11 protein-coding genes are annotated in these 15,962 nt (G+C 58.4%); 6 read left to right on the top strand and 5 right to left on the bottom strand.

The features are described from left to right. The 3 genes from VFE46_08840 to VFE46_08830 all read right to left on the bottom strand — a co-directional run. Nucleotides 1-1,195: hypothetical protein (locus VFE46_08840; GenBank protein ID HZZ28095.1), on the bottom strand; the 1,195-nt coding region annotated here is incomplete at its 3' end. A 13-nt stretch (nt 1,196-1,208) separates the two neighbouring features. Next, nucleotides 1,209-2,018 (bottom strand): TPM domain-containing protein, encoded by an 810-nt coding sequence (locus tag VFE46_08835; protein ID HZZ28094.1) that lies wholly within the window; start codon nt 2,016-2,018, stop codon nt 1,209-1,211. A 5-nt stretch (nt 2,019-2,023) separates the two neighbouring features. After that, nucleotides 2,024-2,614: a LemA family protein gene (locus tag VFE46_08830; protein HZZ28093.1), complete on the bottom strand. Its 591-nt coding sequence runs from the start codon at nt 2,612-2,614 to the stop codon at nt 2,024-2,026. A gap of 386 nt (nt 2,615-3,000) precedes the next feature. On the opposite strand from VFE46_08830, the gene argH reads away from it, so the two are divergent. From argH to VFE46_08805, 5 genes are read left to right on the top strand one after another with little or no spacing between them, the layout of a single operon-like run. Further along, on the top strand, nt 3,001-4,428 hold the full coding sequence (gene argH, locus VFE46_08825; protein ID HZZ28092.1) for an argininosuccinate lyase: 1,428 nt from the start codon (nt 3,001-3,003) through the stop codon (nt 4,426-4,428). Then, complete coding sequence (locus VFE46_08820) at nt 4,425-6,743, top strand: hypothetical protein (protein ID HZZ28091.1); 2,319 nt, start codon at nt 4,425-4,427, stop codon at nt 6,741-6,743. The genes argH and VFE46_08820 overlap by 4 nt, the downstream gene beginning before the upstream one ends. A gap of 31 nt (nt 6,744-6,774) precedes the next feature. Next, the gene (locus VFE46_08815; GenBank protein HZZ28090.1) at nt 6,775-9,678 is read left to right on the top strand and encodes a glycosyl hydrolase; all 2,904 of its coding nucleotides are present in this window, start codon (nt 6,775-6,777) and stop codon (nt 9,676-9,678) included. 11 nt (nt 9,679-9,689) lie between these two features. Further along, nucleotides 9,690-10,748, top strand: coding sequence for a sigma-54 dependent transcriptional regulator (locus tag VFE46_08810; GenBank protein HZZ28089.1), 1,059 nt, complete (start codon nt 9,690-9,692; stop codon nt 10,746-10,748). A 49-nt stretch (nt 10,749-10,797) separates the two neighbouring features. Further along, a complete protein-coding gene (locus tag VFE46_08805; protein ID HZZ28088.1) occupies nt 10,798-11,262 on the top strand; it encodes a transcriptional repressor in 465 nt (154 codons plus the stop codon). A 52-nt stretch (nt 11,263-11,314) separates the two neighbouring features. Here VFE46_08805 and VFE46_08800 read toward each other — a convergent pair whose 3' ends face one another. Further along, nucleotides 11,315-12,907, bottom strand: coding sequence for a GGDEF domain-containing protein (locus tag VFE46_08800; protein HZZ28087.1), 1,593 nt, complete (start codon nt 12,905-12,907; stop codon nt 11,315-11,317). 639 nt (nt 12,908-13,546) lie between these two features. On the opposite strand from VFE46_08800, the gene VFE46_08795 reads away from it, so the two are divergent. After that, the gene (locus VFE46_08795; GenBank protein ID HZZ28086.1) at nt 13,547-14,728 is read left to right on the top strand and encodes a DUF1559 domain-containing protein; all 1,182 of its coding nucleotides are present in this window, start codon (nt 13,547-13,549) and stop codon (nt 14,726-14,728) included. A gap of 121 nt (nt 14,729-14,849) precedes the next feature. Here VFE46_08795 and metF read toward each other — a convergent pair whose 3' ends face one another. Beyond that, nucleotides 14,850-15,716 carry a methylenetetrahydrofolate reductase [NAD(P)H] gene (gene metF / locus VFE46_08790; GenBank protein HZZ28085.1) on the bottom strand — a complete coding sequence of 289 codons (867 nt, stop codon included), beginning with the start codon at nt 15,714-15,716 and terminating at the stop codon, nt 14,850-14,852. Between the last annotated feature and the right edge of the window lie 246 nt (nt 15,717-15,962).

Raw genomic sequence — 15,962 nt, 5'->3', positions numbered from 1 at the left:
CGTACACGCGATCCATTTCCGCCTGCGTCAGCGGCAGCGCGCCGGGATTCACCACCACCGCTTCCGCGCCGTGATATTGCACCAGCCGTTTGGCATTGTGCGGATTGGTTTCCTGATGCGAAATTTTGGTGAGTGTGCAGAAGGCGCGCTTGGCGGGAGCGCTCTCGCCGCACACTTCTTCATAGGACGGAAGCGTGATGGTGGGCGCGGTGAGCGGGGGTGAGACGAATGGGGAATGGGGAATGGGGAGTGGGGAATGAGCGGCACCCTCACCCTGCCCGCTTCCAGAGGGAGTGGATTCAGCAATTTGCTCTTTCCTCAAGGGAGAGGATTCAGCGAGTGCGGCGGATTCTTTCGCGCCCAGGCGGTAGGCCACGCCGCGGAGATGGCGCAAATCTTTCACCGTGGCGCCGGCGGCCAGTTGATGGGCGATTTCGATAATCGGCCGCTCGCCCATGCCGTACACCAGCAGATCGCACTTGGCATCGAGCACAATCGAGCGGCGCACACGGTCGGACCAATAATCGTAATGGGCCAATCGCCGCAGGCTGGCTTCCACGCCGCCGGCAATAATCGGCACGCCTTTGTATGCCTCGCGGGCCCGCTGGCAGTAAGCCAAGGTGGCCCGATCGGGACGGCGGCCGATGCGACCGCCGGGGCTGTAGGCATCGTCGTTGCGGACTTTGCGGTTGGCCGTGTAGTGGTTGATCATCGAATCCATGTTGCCGGCGCTGATGGCATAGAAGAGCCGCGGCCGGCCGAAGGTGCGCCACGGTTCGCAACTGTGCCAATCGGGCTGGCTGAGCATGGCGACGCGGAACCCTTCGTCTTCCAGCAACCGGCCGAGTAACGCCATGGCGAAACTGGGATGATCGACATACGCATCGCCGGTGACGAACACGATATCGACGGCATCCCAGCCGCGCTGCTTCATTTCGCCGCGGGTTGTGGGCAGCGGCATGTTATAAAGCCGCGACCGTTGGTCGCGCTGAACCGCAAGTGGGGAATGGGGAACGGGGAGTGGGGAATTCGCGGGTGATGGCGTGAGCGGGTGATGGGGTGAATTTCTGCGGGCGGCCAGCGAGCCGACGTAATCGATATACGGTCCGCGCGGTGGCACATAGCCGTCGGCAGCTGATTGCTCAACAATGGGCAGCAGGCTCGCGGAGTTCAAATTGTTTGGCAACGGCGGCATGGCGACAGTTATTCTACCAGCTTCCGCTGGCGCCGCCGCCGCCCGAGCTGCCGCCACCTCCGGAAAAACCGCCGCCTCCGCCGGAAAAACCTCCGCCACCTGAGGAACCGCCGCTGGAAAATCCCCCGCCGGAATAACCGCCGGAAAAGCTGCCGCTGGAGCCGGAGATCCAATACGGGCTGAACCAGTAATTCCGCGATCTTCGGAAACGAATGTGCGAAGCCAGAATTACGATGAAAATAATCATGTAAAACAGCAGCTTGGCCACATCAGCATTGAGGCCCACATGCGACTGCGGCGGCCGATTCATGGCTTTGTATTCGCCATGAATGACTTGATCGATGGCCAGGATGCCCTCCCACAAGCCGCCAAAATAATCGCCGGCTTTGAAGCGCGGCGCAATTTGATCGCGAATAATTTGCGCGGACAGGGCATCGGTCAGGGCGCCTTCCAGGCCGCGGCCGACTTCAATGTGCATTGTGTGATCTTGGATGGCCGCCACCAGCAGCACGCCGTTATCGTTGTGCTTTTGGCCAATTTGTGACGTGTTGAAAACATGATTTGCGAAGTGCTCGATGCTATCTCCCTGGAGCGAATCGATTAACAGAACGGCAATTTGGTTGCTGGTTTGCCGCTCCTTATCTTCCAACAGGTCGGACAAACGCTGTGCTTGATCGGGCGAAAGCACATGTGCCTGGTCAATCACCCACTGCTGCAATTTCGGAATGGGCGGCTGGGCATAGACCACGTTCTTCCCGAGCAGCGCAGCGACCAGCGGCAGGCAAACCAGCGCCAAGTTGCGTGCAATTTTCGTAAGCGGCATGCCGTTTAGAATTTTACTTCCGGGACTTTTTGCGCTTCGGGCGCGGCTTCGAAGTATTCGGCCGATTTGAACCCGTAGGAATTGGCCACGAACCGCGCGAAGAAGCCGTTGACTTTGGTGTTGAACGTTCGGGCATCTTCATTATAGTGCTCGCGGGCCACGTTGATGCGGTTTTCGGTCCCTTCCAATTCGCTTTGCAGCGTCAGAAAGTTTTGATCTGCCTTTAAGTTCGGATATTGCTCGGCCACGGCGATCAAGTGCGACAGTGCCCCGGCCATTTGTTGCTGCGCCTCTTGCAATTGCTTCATGGCTTGCGGATCGTTGACGGCGGCGGCGATGTTCACCGAGCCTATTTTAGAGCGCGCTTCGGTCACTTCGGTCAGCGTTTTTTCCTCGTGCGTGGCGTAGCCCTTCACGGTGTTGACCAGGTTCGGGATAAGATCGGCCCGGCGCTGCAAAGTCGATTGCACGTTGCTCCACGATTCCTTCACCGTTTGATTGCCAGCGTTCAACGCTCCGTAGGCCGAAATCCACATGCCAATTCCCAACACGATCACCAGCGCCACAACAAGGAGCACGGCGTAAAAGGGCTTCATGAGAATTCTCCGAGGATGTGCACGACGGGTTTTATCCTACTGGTAGTTCGGAATCGAACCCGCATTCTTGCAAATTTTAGGGATGCCATTTGTGTTTGCAGTTTTACCCGCTGCCTAACCGCGTTGGAATGGCGAAAGTGTTGCAGCGGCAGGGTTTGAAGCAATGAAACGGCGGCCTGCCGCTGTGGATAGGTTGTCGGCACGATCGGCACAATCGACAGGTAACTGTGCCCGGCTATAGTTACCTGAAATATTCTACCCGCCGGCGCAACCCCGCATAATTGACCGTTTGGCGTAAGCCGTTTACGCTAAAGATGTTGTCTACGCTCGCCTCTCTACCACGCCCTTCCATAATTCGGGGCGTGCTACCCGCGCCGGGAGTTGCCGTGTCGAAAAAAGCGTGGTCGGGCGTCTTCCGCCAGCCGACAGACGCCAACGTGGAGCAGTTTACCGAAAGCATTAGCTTCGACCGCCGATTGTACGCGCACGACATCGCTGCTTCTATTGCGCATGCCCAAATGTTAGCCACGGTAGGCCTTATCACAGCCGACGAATGCCGACAGATTGAGCAAGGATTATCGGCCATTCGCCAACAGATTGAGCAAGATCAATTTCCGTTTTCCACCGAGCTGGAAGATATTCATCTGCATATTGAACGGGCATTGATTGAACAGATTGGCGACACCGGCCGCAAGCTCCACACGGCCCGCAGCCGGAACGACCAGGTATCGACCGATTTGCGACTGTGGTGCCGCGACAGTATCGATCGGCTCGATGCTGCGCTGGTCGGTTTGCAAACCGCATTTGTCGAGCGCTGCACGGCCGATGCCGGCGTGATTCTTCCCGGCTACACCCATACGCAGCGGGCTCAACCTGTGTTGGCGGCGCACTACTGGTTGGCTTATTGCGAAAAATTGGAGCGCGATCGGCAGCGCTTGGCCGATTGCAGGCAGCGGGTAAATGTGCTGCCCTTGGGCGCCGCAGCGCTGGCCGGCACCAGCTTGCCGATTGATCGCAGTGATGTGGCGCGGCGGTTGGGTTTTGTCGACGAGAATGGCCAGCCGCAAGTGATGGCCAACAGCTTGGATGCTTCGAGCGATCGAGATTTTGTGATCGAGCTGGCATTTGTGTTGTCGCTGATTGCCGAGCATCTCAGCGGCTGGGCGGAAGAGTGGATTTTGTGGAGCACGGTCGAGTTCAATTTCTTGCAATTGCCCGAAGCGTTCTGCACGGGCAGCTCCATCATGCCGCAAAAAATTAATCCCGACGTGCTGGAGCTGGTGCGCGGCAAAACGGCGCGGGTGATTGGCAATTTGCAAGCCTTGTTGGTTTTGGTGAAAGGCTTGCCGCTGGCCTACAACCGCGATTTGCAAGAAGACAAACAGCGGCTGTTCGATTCGGTCGACACGGTGCTGGCCTCGCTGGAAGTGGCGGCGCCGCTCGTGCGAGAAACGAAGCTGAACCGAACGGCCATCGCGGAAAAGCTTGATCGCGGATATCTCGACGCCACGACGCTCATGGAGGAACTCATTCGCCGAGGCGTTCCGCAGCGCAGCGCGCACGAACTGGTCGGCAAGCTTGTGCGGATGGCCATGGATCGCAGCGTGCGGTTGGCGGATTTAACGGCAAACGATTTTCATGAGGTCGACCCGACCTTGGACGAAAGCCTGCGGAAAGCATTGGGCGTGGAAAACGCGCTGGCGCGGTTCGTCAGTTACGGATCAACCGCGCCGAAAGAAGTGGAAAAGCAAATTGAGGCGTGGCGGGAAAAATTGAAGGCAGAAAGCAGAAAGCAGAAGGCAGAACAACTATGATTGGCCAACTTCGAATTCAGATTGCCTGCATCGCCATTTGCGCTGGGTTTCCGCTTGTCGGCTTAGCACAAAATGCAGCGCCGGCCGCTGGGGGTAACGCTGCCGGGGGCGCCGCGCCAGCTCCCAATGTCACTGCCCCCAAAGATGACGCCGCGGTCAAAACCGATGCCGCGCTCAAAGCCGCGCAAGCCATTATGACTGCCAAGCCGGACCCGGCGGTCGATACTATCGTCGATTCCAATCCGCACACGCCGGCGCAGTTGCTGCAAGCCGCCGCCGTGCTGGCCGATTTGGGCCGTGTCGATCTGGCGAAGAAATATCTCCAGCAACTGGCTGATGCTAAGTCCGACGAAAACGCCCTGGCCGAAGCGGCCGGACAAATCGATCCCGCCACGCTGCTACGGCTGGCGAACAATGCCGATTTGCAACCGGCGGGTCGGCAATGGGCCGATGCAGTTTTGGCCGCCGCCGCTAATCAAGCTCGCGATCCGCAGCGGTTGCAAGGCGAAATCGACCATCTGACCGATCCTTCCTCTGCCGTGCAGCGCGCGGCCTTGAAGCGAATTTTGGCCGCTCACGAAAACGCCGTGCCGGCGCTGGTGTTGGCGCTGGCCGACGCCAACCGTGCAGCCGTGCAGCCGCTGGCCCGCATGACGCTGGTCAAAATCGGCGAGCAGGCGGTGCCGCCGTTGGTTGCCGCATTGCAAACCGACAGCGACGCGCTGAAAGTGCAAATCGTCGACGTGCTACGGCAAATCGATTCGCCCACAGCGGTGCTGTATTTGGCCGCTCCGGCCACATCGGAAAAAAGCTCGCCGGCGGTAAAGGCCGCCGCCCGGGCGGCGCTGGCCGATATTCAAGGCGCAAAAAATCCCACCGCGGCCGACGCCGCCAAACTGCTAACCACGGAAATCGAGCGTTATTTGAAACACGATCGGCCCCTCAATTCCGATGGCCTGGGAAATGTGGTTGTCTGGAGCTGGAACTCCTCCAGCGGCGCTCTTCAGCGCGAAAACTTGCCCTCGGAACTGGCCTCAGCCGTGCTGACATCACGCTTTGCGGCCGATTTGCTGGAACTTGCTCCGCAGAACGCTTTGGCCCAGCGGCTGTATTTAATCAGCACGCTGCAAGCAGCACAGTTGCGGTCAGGCTTGGATCGAGAACTGTCGGACTCATCCAGCACCCTCGCCCCGGCCCTCTCTCAGAAGCAGAGAGAGCAGATAACGCAGCTAGGACCCGCGGCCATGGAAGATGCGCTTTCCTCGGCGATGTCGATGGGCAAACTTCCGGCGGCCACCGCGGCGGCGGAAATTTTGGGCACAATGGGCGATCGCACGCTGCTGGAGGAACGCAACGGAAAATTACGCCCGCTGATTTTGGCCGTGCAGCAGGGAGATCGGCGGCTGCAGTTTGCCGCGGTCCAGGCAATTATGAAATTGAAGCCGACGGCCCCCTTTGCCGGTTCCAGCCAGGTGCTGGAAGCCCTGGCATTCTTCGCCGATTCGCCAGGCAACAAACGCGCCTTGGTGGCGTATCCGAATATGGTCGTCGCCGGGCAATTGGCCGCCATGTTGGCCGGCCTGGGTTATGAAGTCGATTTGGCCGCCAACGGACGGCAAGCCTATTTGCAAGCCATTTCGTCGGGCGATTATGAGTTGCTTGTGCTCAGCAGCCGGCTGGATCATCCGCCGCTGTGGGTGACCTTAGATTTGTTGCGCGACGATCCGCGCACGGCCCATGTGCCGGTGGCGCTGTTGGCGGAAGATGCCGACGGCGACATTGACCGCATGCGAATTCTGGCCGAGGAGCGTGCACTAGCGGCGGGCTTTCAGCGGCCGGTCACACCCGACGGCATGAAATATTTTGTCGATCGCTTGCTTGACCGGGCCGGCGGCGCGCTGGTTCCCGAAGCGGTTCGTTTGCGCCAATCGCTGGCGGCGCTGGCTTGGCTGGCGCAATTGAGCGAAGCGGATCCGCATGATTTCAATTTAATGCCGTACGAGGCGCAGCTAACCCGCGCGCTGCATCGGCCAGCCACGAGTGCGGCAGCGGCCAAATTGTTGGGCGGCCTGGGCAAACAAACCGTGCAAGAAGCGCTGGTCGATACGGCCAACTCCCCCAGCGAGCCCCTCGGCATGCGCCAGACGGCGGCTGCCGCCTTCAGCCAGGCGGTACGAAAATCCGGCATTCAACTCACGACTGTGGAAATTCAACATCAATATGATCGCTACAACCAAAGCGCAACGGAGGACAAGGCCGCGCAGCAACTGCTCGGCCTGATTCTCGATGCAATTGAATTGCCAACGAAAAAGTAACCTGGGAACGAGATTGGCGGGAGCCATTGATATGTCACGCATTCTAAAAACTATCGCTTTGCTGCTGTGCGGATTCGCTGCAGCAAACATTCTTGCTACAGCTCGTGCAGCGGATTTGGCTTGGCCCGCCATCACGGCCGAAGCCAAACCGTGGAGCCGCTGGTGGTGGTTGGGGAATATCACCACCGAGGACGGCCTGCACGCGGCCATGGAGCAATATGCGGCCGCAGGCTTGGGCGGGTTGGAAATTACTCCCATCTACGGCGTGAAGGGAGAGGAAGACAAATTCATTCCGTATTTGTCGCCCGATTGGGTCAGCCGCTTTGCCTACACGCTCAAAGAAGGCAAGCGGCTGGGAATAACCATCGACATGAACACGGGCACAGGCTGGCCGTTTGGCGGACCGTGGGTTACGCCCGACGATACGTGCAAATACATGGCGCACAAAAAGTTCACGGTGAAATCCGGCGAGAAGCTGGCCGAGCCAATCAAGCTGGTCGAAACCGGCATGGTCAGTCCGCGGAGCGTGAACATTTCGCAAATCAAGGAGCCGTTTGGCAACACGCCCGATTTGCAAAAGCTGGCCATCGACAATTTGAAAATGCCCGACCCGCTGAAATTGAACACGCTGATGGCATTTTCCGACAAAGCCGGCCAGAAGCCGCTGTTGTTGACTAAGCAAGTGGGCGCCGATGGTATGTTGGATTGGACTCCGCCGGCCGATTCCGGCACGTGGACGCTGTACGCCATTTTCGATGGCCTGCACAGCCGGATGGTCAAACGGGCCGCTCCCGGCGGCGAGGGGCACACGCCCGATCATTTTAGCGCCGAGGCCATTGGGCATTACTTGGCCAAGTTCGACAGTGCGCTGAAAGACCAAAAGCTGGACGGCTTCCGCGCGTTCTTCTGCGATTCGTACGAACTCGATTCCGGCACGTTTGGCGAAGCCAATTTCACGCCGCAGTTCTTTGACGAATTCCAACAGCGACGCGGTTACGATTTGCGGCTGCATTTGCCCGTGCTGCTGGCCGCCAAGCCCAGCGACGAATACACGCGGCTGTTGTGCGATTATCGCGAAACCATTTCCGATTTGCTGCTGGATAACTTCACCACGGTATGGCGGCAATGGGCCGCTGGACACGGCAAGATGATTCGCAACCAGGCGCACGGCTCGCCGGGCAACGTGCTCGATTTGTACGCCGCGGCCGATATTCCCGAAACCGAAGGCTTCGGCAATCCTGGCGGCGCGGAAGGCGAGCTGAACATGCAAGTGGCCATGATGTACGCCTCGTCAGCGGCGCATGTGTTGGGCAAGCGGTTGGCTTCGAGCGAAACCTGCACCTGGCTGGACGATCACTTTTTGACCACGCTGGCCCACGCCAAACAGCGAATCAACACCACGCTGCTGGCCGGCATTAATCACATTTTGTATCACGGCACTCCTTACTCGCCGCCGGAGGAAGCGTGGCCTGGGTTTTTGTTTTACGCCGCTGTGGAATTCTGCCCGGCGAATTCGTGGTGGGATGATTTTGCCACGCTCAATAAATACGTGGCGCGCTGCCAGTCGCTGTTGCAATCGGGCCAGCCCGACAATGACTTGTTGGTGTACGCGCCGTTTTACGACGTGTGGATGCAGCCGGGCAACGGGAATTTGCCGCATTTCAACATTGGCGGGCGATTTCCCGCGCAAGACACCGGCCGGGCTTTGGTCAAAGCCGGATACAGCTTCGATTTTATTTCCGACCGGCAATTGAACAGCCTAACGTTTGCCGACGGTGCGCTGCGCAGCGGCGGGAACACCTACAAGGCCATTGTGCTGCCGGAAACAAAATACTTGCCGCCGCAAACACTGGAAAAATTATTGTTCCTAGTCAAGCAAGGGGCAACCGTGATGGTTCAAGCTGCCCTGCCCAGCGACGTGCCGGGATGGAACGATTTGGAAAAGCGCCGCACGGCTTTGCAGGCGATGGTTAAATCGCTCCCCGCGCCGGAGAACAAGTCCAGCGGCGTGAGCGACATTCACTTGGACGCCGGCCACATTTTCATAGGACAAAAGCTCACTGCTTTGCTCGCGCAGGGGGCCATTCTTCCCGAAACCATGGTGGGCCAAGGCTTGCAATACATTCGCCGCCAAGGAGACGGCAGCCGGGTATATTTCGTCGTGAACGGGTCCGATAAATCAATCGACGGTTGGGTGCCGCTGGCAGCCGATGCAAAATTCGTGGCGATTTTTGATCCGATGACCGGCGCACTGGGCCGCGGGGTTGTAAAAGCCGGCCAGGAACATGGGTCGCAAGTGTATTTGCAACTGTCGCCCGGACAATCGTGCCTGGTGAAAACGTTTCAATTGTCGCCGGGCGGATCGAATTGGGCATATGTTCGGCCGCACGGGGAAGCGCAGCCACTGGCCGGCACATGGGATATAAGTTTTGTGAAAGGCGGACCAGAACTGCCGGCGGCGGTCCAGACCGACAAACTGCAATCGTGGACCGAGTGGAACGGCGATGCGGGAAAAGTGTTTTCGGGCACGGCGAAGTACACGCTGAAATTCGCTAAGCCGCAAGCGACCCAGGGGACAGCGCCGGCTACCTGGCGGTTGGATTTGGGAAAGGTGGCGGAAAGTGCGCGGGTCACGCTGAACGGCGCCGATTTGGGCACGCTGATCGCCGCGCCGTTTTGGATTGATATTCCGGCCGACAAATTGCAGGACCAAAACACGCTGGAAATTTCCGTTTCGAACCTAATGGCCAATCGCATTGCCGACATGGACAAGCACGACGTGCCGTGGAAGCGGTTTTACAACGCCAACGTAGCCGCCCGCGATCCCGAAAATCGTGGACGGAATAACTTGTTTTCCGCCGCCAAGTGGGAGCCGCGTCCGTCGGGATTAATCGGGCCGGTTACCCTCACCGCCCTGGAAAAATTTGAACCCTGACACCATTTTGCATGCCCCCGTTAGATCCACAATCTGGTCCGCCGATTAAAGGCATCATTGGCTCCGGCAAAGCCATGCAGGATGTCTATCGCCTTACGCGCCAGGTGGCTCGATCGAATGCCTCGGTATTGCTCTTAGGCGAAACGGGTACGGGCAAGGAATTGATCGCCAAGGCGGTGCATCAACTCAGCACGCGGGGCAGCGGGCCCTTTGTGCGCGTCAATTGCGGCGGGCTGGTGGAGAGCTTGCTGGAAAGCGAATTGTTCGGCCATGTGCGCGGCTCGTTCACCGGGGCTGTGGCCAATCGCACCGGCCGGTTTGAAGCCGCCCACACCGGCACGATTTTTCTGGACGAAATCAACTCCACGACGCAAAAACTGCAAGTGAAATTGCTGCGCGTGCTGCAGGAACGCGAATTCGAACGGGTGGGCGATACGCAAACCATCCGGGTTGACGTGCGGGTCATTGCGGCCAGCAATCGCGATTTGCAGGAACTGGTCGACAAAGAGGAATTTCGCGAAGACTTGTATTACCGGCTGAATGTGGTGCCCGTTCATCTGCCGCCCTTGCGCCAACGGCGGGAAGATATTCCCGAATTGGTCGGACATTTTCTCACCTACTACAATGAGGAGAACGATCGCTACGTGGCGCATGTGGAAAAGCGCGCCTTGGAGGCATTGCAAGATTATCACTGGCCGGGGAATGTGCGCGAATTACAGAATGTAATCGAACGGGCCGTAGTCATGGCCACGGGGGACGAACTCATTTGCGATTTGCTGCCGGCCACGCTGTTGGGCGAAAAGCAGCCCCGCACCAGCCGCATTCGGGGTGCCGATGTCGAAACCCTGACCTACGAATTAGTGCAGCAAGGTTTGAACGGGGCCGGCCCGAACGAAGACAGCCTGTACACGAAAATTGTCAATCGCTTGGAGCGGGAGTTGATCGCCCAGGTGATGACATCGTGCGATAACATTCAAACCAAAGCCGCCACGCGTTTGGGAATCAACCGCAACACGCTGCACAAGAAGTTGAAGGAATACGGGTTGGAAGAGGAAGGAGCGGAAGGGTGAGAGGCAAAGGCAGAAAGCAGAAGGCAGAATGGGGAATGGAAATCAGTGAATGATGAGTAAACTTGGCGTGCGAAAAACATCGGCTGCATTACCGTCGCTGGAAAAAGTGCGCCAGCGGTTGCGGGCGGTCGGCTTGCGCTGCACGGCAGCCCGGCTGTGGGTTATGCAGCAGTTGATTGACGCCACGCGCCCCCTGACGCATGCCCAAGTGGCCGACGTGCTGCGGCCCCGGGGGTTCGATCGGGCGACGATTTACCGGAATTTGATTGAGCTCACCGAGGCCGGCCTGGTGACGCGCGTGGAGCTGGGCGACCATGTATGGCGGTTCGAATTACGGCGAACCGGCGGCGCCCATGAGGGGGATCACCCGCATTTTGTGTGCGTCGATTGCGGCCACGTCACTTGTCTTTCCAGCGTCAGCGTGAACATCAAGCCGACGCCGGGCAGCAAGCAATCGCCCATCGGAAAAATTACTGAGGTGCTGCTGAAAGGGCGCTGCGGGGAGTGCTCTTAGCGGCCAGCACACTTAGCAGACGGTGTTTCTAGCGGGCGGCTTTGAACAGAATTCAACTGACGGCAGCCAGTGCTTGCTCGGATAAGGCTTCAACCGCCAGGCCGTTATGCAAGCGGATTTTGTTGCCGCTCCCCTGCGCCGCTGCCGCCTTGGAGTCTTCGGTGCGCGTGATGAACGTGACTAAATCTTCGCCGGGTTGCGCTTCGGCCGTGCCGCCGCTGATGGTGAAGCGAATATCTTTGTCCATCAGCCGCAGCGGGCAATGCTCCACGGCCACGCGCAGCCGTTCGCCGGCGGCGGATGCATGGGACAGCGCCGTGCCCGGCAACAAAATTCCAAACACGTCGCTTCGGTAGCGAGCAACCACGTCCATTTCACGCATGGCCGCGGTGAGAAATTGGGTGCAGGTGCGGAGGACCAAATTGCCGGCATGCGCGCCGTGCTTTTGGACCAACTCGTCGAATTTGTCGATCGTAATCAGCATCAGTGACAAGCGATTGCCGTGCCGCTGCGCTTCGGACAAGCGGCGATGAATTTCTTCGCAAAAGGCCGTGCGATTGGGCAGGCCGGTTTGGGCATCGGTGCGGGCATCGCCGGACGCCGGCGTGGCCGAAAACAGCAAGGCTGGCTTCGCGGCGGCACTTTTCTCGGCGGCTGACTCTGCCACGGAATGCGCGGGTGACGCCGGCGGAGGCGTGGTGGAACTACGGTAACGCTGCACCTGGTTTCGGCCCCCTTGCTTGGCGGCGTACAACGCTTCGTCGGCACATTGAACCAATGCCGAGGGGGTTTGGCCGGCGGTAATTTCCGCCACGCCAATGCTGGCGGTTACGTTCAATTTTTTCCCTTCGAACTCGCACATGGCCTGTTCCACGCCCTCCCGCACGCGCTGGGCGCATTCCACCGCTTCCGCCAACGGAGTGCAGGGCATGACAATGGCAAATTCCTCGCCGCCGTAGCGAGCGACAAAATCGGCCTTACGGGCCGTAACCTTCAACGTGCGGCCGACCATGCGCAGCACCTCGTCGCCGGCCAGGTGACCGTGCACGTCGTTGAACTTTTTGAAATGGTCGACATCCAGCATCAACAAGGAAAACGTCTCGCCACGGCGTTGATAATCGGCAATGCGCCGCGGCAGCTCCGCATCGAAAGCACGGCGATTGCCCAAGGTGGTCAGGGCATCGGTCAGCGCATTGGTGGCATGCACTTTAATTTGCTCGGCCTGCTGTTGCAGCTTCGATTCGGCCGTGTGCAGCCGCTCTTCCAGTTGCTGATTGGCGGATAGAATTTTGGTGACCGCTTCCAACACCTTGGCTTCGTGAATGCCGCCGCGCGCCTGCCCGGCATTCAGTTGATTGCTGATCGCCTCCACTTGCGAAGAGTGCGCGCCCACGTCGGCTTTTACGCGCTGGGCTAATTCCTGCAAGTTGGATAAAGCGTGCTCGGCCTCGTGCAAATCGTCCTGGTGCTGCTGGGATTTTCCGGATTCTGGCTGAAGCTTAAAGCCGCCCGATCGGCCGCCCCGCAGCCACCACCCTACGCCCATGCCAATCAGCAGTTCCACCAGGGCCATCGCCAGCCCAATCCAAATGAAGGTGCTCGTGACGGTCGACTGCAACGTGCTGGAATCAAGGGGCATGTTCATAGGGGCGTTTTGCTGTTCTCTGCGAACGTTGGCTTGTGAATGACGCGCGAAAATTGCGACCGGCTTGTCACCGCGCAATTTCGCCGCGGACATATTCGGCACGGTTAGCCGCCCATCCCCTGAGTTGCCGGGCGTCCGACGAATATGCCAAAAAACAAAGTTTTTTCTGTTTACACTGGAATCTACGACGACGGCGCGCCGAGTCAAAAGGCAAGGTCGTTTATGGCAGATAAAATTTGCGCAACCGGCCGCTACGATAGGCACAATCCACCCTTCACACGGGGGGTACCGGACCGGGACGGGGTTTTAGGGTGAATTTCGACCTCGGTTTGCTCTGTTCGCGGCTTTTGCGGGAGGAGCTTTTCGGGGCGCCAAAACCCCATTAAAACTGCGGTTCGGGGCAGAAATCGATTGGCTCCGCCGGCCCCGAATCTGTGAATTTATTGCGGTTGCACAAAATAGTATTTGCATTTTGCCCCTGGAACTTGGTACATTACAGGTTGGATTCCCGCCGTGGCTGCGTTCGCTGGCCTTGGAACGGCAGGAGGAGAGGTTTGCGGCCATATTCCCAATTCGGGTAGAAGGCCGATGCAGGGGCTTTAGTTTTTCAACACGCGCCATTGCGCGAGGGTATCAATTATGTCTCGCTCTCGGATGCTTCGTCACGGCTTCACGTTGGTCGAGTTGCTGGTGGTAATTTCCATCATCGGCGTGTTGATGTCGCTGTTATTGCCGGCCATCAATGCCGCGCGGGAACAAGGCCGCATCACGCAATGCAAAAGCAATTTGAGGAACTTGGGTTTGGCAAACTTGGAATGCCAATCAAAGACCAGTCATTATGTCACGGGCGGTTGGGGGCCATTGTGGGTTGGTTTCGCCGACGGTGGGAATGGCGTCAAGCAGCCGGGCGGATGGGTTTATAATTTGCTTCCCTATTTAGATGAAAATAACCTGTACGTTTTGGGACAAGGCTCTAACTCGCTGACCGATGCGCAAATGCAAGGAGACGTTGTCCGACAAGTTCAAACCACGCAAGCCATCATGAATTGCCCCACTCGGCGCGCCGTGCAAGCGTGGAACACGATTATAAATCCGAACATGAATCCGTACGATCCCTTGGCAACCGGCGCCCAGCAAGTTAACTCCTCCACGGTGGCTCGTGGCGATTTCGCGGCCAACGCGGGAGTGCAATATAAAAAGGCATCGGGCACAGGCACCACGGAGACCGAACAACAATTTGGCTGCTTTCTGGATCCGGCGTCAGGTCCCAACAACACCTTCCCCAATACCTATGCCAACGGTGTTGCGGGAACTGGCTTCGATGCAACTTTACGCTGGTCGGGTGTAGTTTTTCAGCGCAGTCTCATCGGTGATGGCAGCGTGCATGATGGCGCTGGCAAAACCTATTTGTTCGGCGAAAAATTCGTCGACCGGAAGCATACCGAAGACGGCGGGTATTTTGGTGACGAAGGAAACTTGTACAGCGGCATGGGGGCCGATAACTACCGTACCACGCTAGTACTCTGGCAAAATGATCCGACCGATACTCAAAACACCGACGGAAGCTTTCCCAGCGATCCGAGCAAGCCCCTTCAGGCTGGAACGACTGCTAATCCCAATGTCGCCATGCTCAACGATCAGGTGGATACTGGCGGCGTGTACGGTTGCTTGTTCGGCAGCGCCCATAGCGGAATTGTGAATTTTGTCTTTTGCGACGGACGGACCACTAGCGTTTCCGTCTCGATCGATCCCTTGACGCATCGCTACCTGGGCGAACGCAACGACGGCAAGATTCTCGACGATGCGACGATCGGGTTTTAATTTCGCAGTTGAATTAACCCGCGTTCGCTGTAGCTCGTTGAAAATAGCCGGACGGCCACGCCGTCCGGTCCGGAAGCTGTGAGCATCCGGCTATGGTCGGCATGCGTCCGCGAGAAATGCTCTAACCGCGCACGGCCTGCAGCACCCGAACGGTGGCCGGCGATTTGTTCAGCACGTAGAAGTGAATGCCCGGCACGTCGGCAGCCAGCAGTTCTTTGACCTGCGCCGTGGCATGCTCCACGCCAATTTCAAACTGGGCGGCTTCATCTTCGCCGGCCGCGGCCAATCGGGCGAGCAAATCATCGGGCAACCGGGCCTTGCAGAGCGAGGTAATTCGCTGCACTTGCGCCAAATTGGTAATTGGCAAAATGCCGGGCACCAGCGGCGCGGCAATGCCCAGTGTCTGGTACGCTTTGCGGAAGCGGAAGAAATCGGCGTTATCGTAAAACACTTGCGTAATGACCACTTCGCCCCCGGCCGCCACTTTGCGGTGCAGATTTTGTAAATCGACTTCCGGGCTGGATGCTTCCTGGTGTGTTTCCGGATAGCCGGCCACGGCGATGCCAAATTGCGGGAATTCACGGCGAATGAGCGCCACCAATTCGTTGGCGTAGCGCAAACCGCCGGCCACCGGCTGGAAGGTAGTTTCGCCTCGAGGCGGGTCGCCACGCAGCGCCACAATGTTTTCGATTCCCTGCTGACTGGCCGCTTGCAAATACGACCGCAATTGCTCGACGGTTGCGGCCACGCAGGTTAAGTGCGAAGCCACCGAGCAACCATGGCGGCGGCGCACCTGGCTGACAATTTCCAGCGTTTTATCGCGCGTGCTGCCGCCGGCTCCATACGTGCACGTGACCAGGCTGGGCCGAAAGGCCATTAATTCTTCCAGATTTCGCCACAGGGCTTCCTCGCCCGCCAGCGTTTTGGGCGGAAACAACTCGAACGACAGGGCCAGCTTCCCGGGTGTGTAGGCTTGGGCGAATTTCATGGATCTAGTTTAACCGCGGAGACGCGGAGACGCGGAGACGCAGAGTAGCAGATTTTATAAGGAAGCCAGGAAAGCAGGAAAAAGGCAGAGAGAAGCAATGGAAATTTTTATTCGCCTGCATCGGCGTTCCAACTCATCATTCCTGGTTTCCTGGCTTCCTTAGAGGCTGTTTCAAAACTGGGCTTCCATAAAGGGTGGCTGGGGTCGAGTGCCGCCGAGCCCCCAGTAAATGGGCTGCTGGGGGCT

The organism is Pirellulales bacterium (assembly GCA_035656635.1).
GTDB lineage: Bacteria > Planctomycetota > Planctomycetia > Pirellulales > JADZDJ01 > DATJYL01.
This window is presented reverse-complemented; position numbering and strand designations above follow the sequence as displayed.

Coding starts and splice junctions, on each gene's coding strand:
- VFE46_08810 (HZZ28089.1), top strand. CDS start 9,690: ATGCCCCCGTTAGATCCACAATCTGGTCCGCCGATTAAAGGCATCATT.
- VFE46_08835 (HZZ28094.1), bottom strand. CDS start 2,018: ATGCCGCTTACGAAAATTGCACGCAACTTGGCGCTGGTTTGCCTGCCG.
- VFE46_08800 (HZZ28087.1), bottom strand. CDS start 12,907: ATGAACATGCCCCTTGATTCCAGCACGTTGCAGTCGACCGTCACGAGC.
- VFE46_08815 (HZZ28090.1), top strand. CDS start 6,775: ATGTCACGCATTCTAAAAACTATCGCTTTGCTGCTGTGCGGATTCGCT.
- VFE46_08820 (HZZ28091.1), top strand. CDS start 4,425: ATGATTGGCCAACTTCGAATTCAGATTGCCTGCATCGCCATTTGCGCT.
- VFE46_08805 (HZZ28088.1), top strand. CDS start 10,798: ATGATGAGTAAACTTGGCGTGCGAAAAACATCGGCTGCATTACCGTCG.
- metF (HZZ28085.1), bottom strand. CDS start 15,716: ATGAAATTCGCCCAAGCCTACACACCCGGGAAGCTGGCCCTGTCGTTC.
- VFE46_08795 (HZZ28086.1), top strand. CDS start 13,547: ATGTCTCGCTCTCGGATGCTTCGTCACGGCTTCACGTTGGTCGAGTTG.
- VFE46_08830 (HZZ28093.1), bottom strand. CDS start 2,614: ATGAAGCCCTTTTACGCCGTGCTCCTTGTTGTGGCGCTGGTGATCGTG.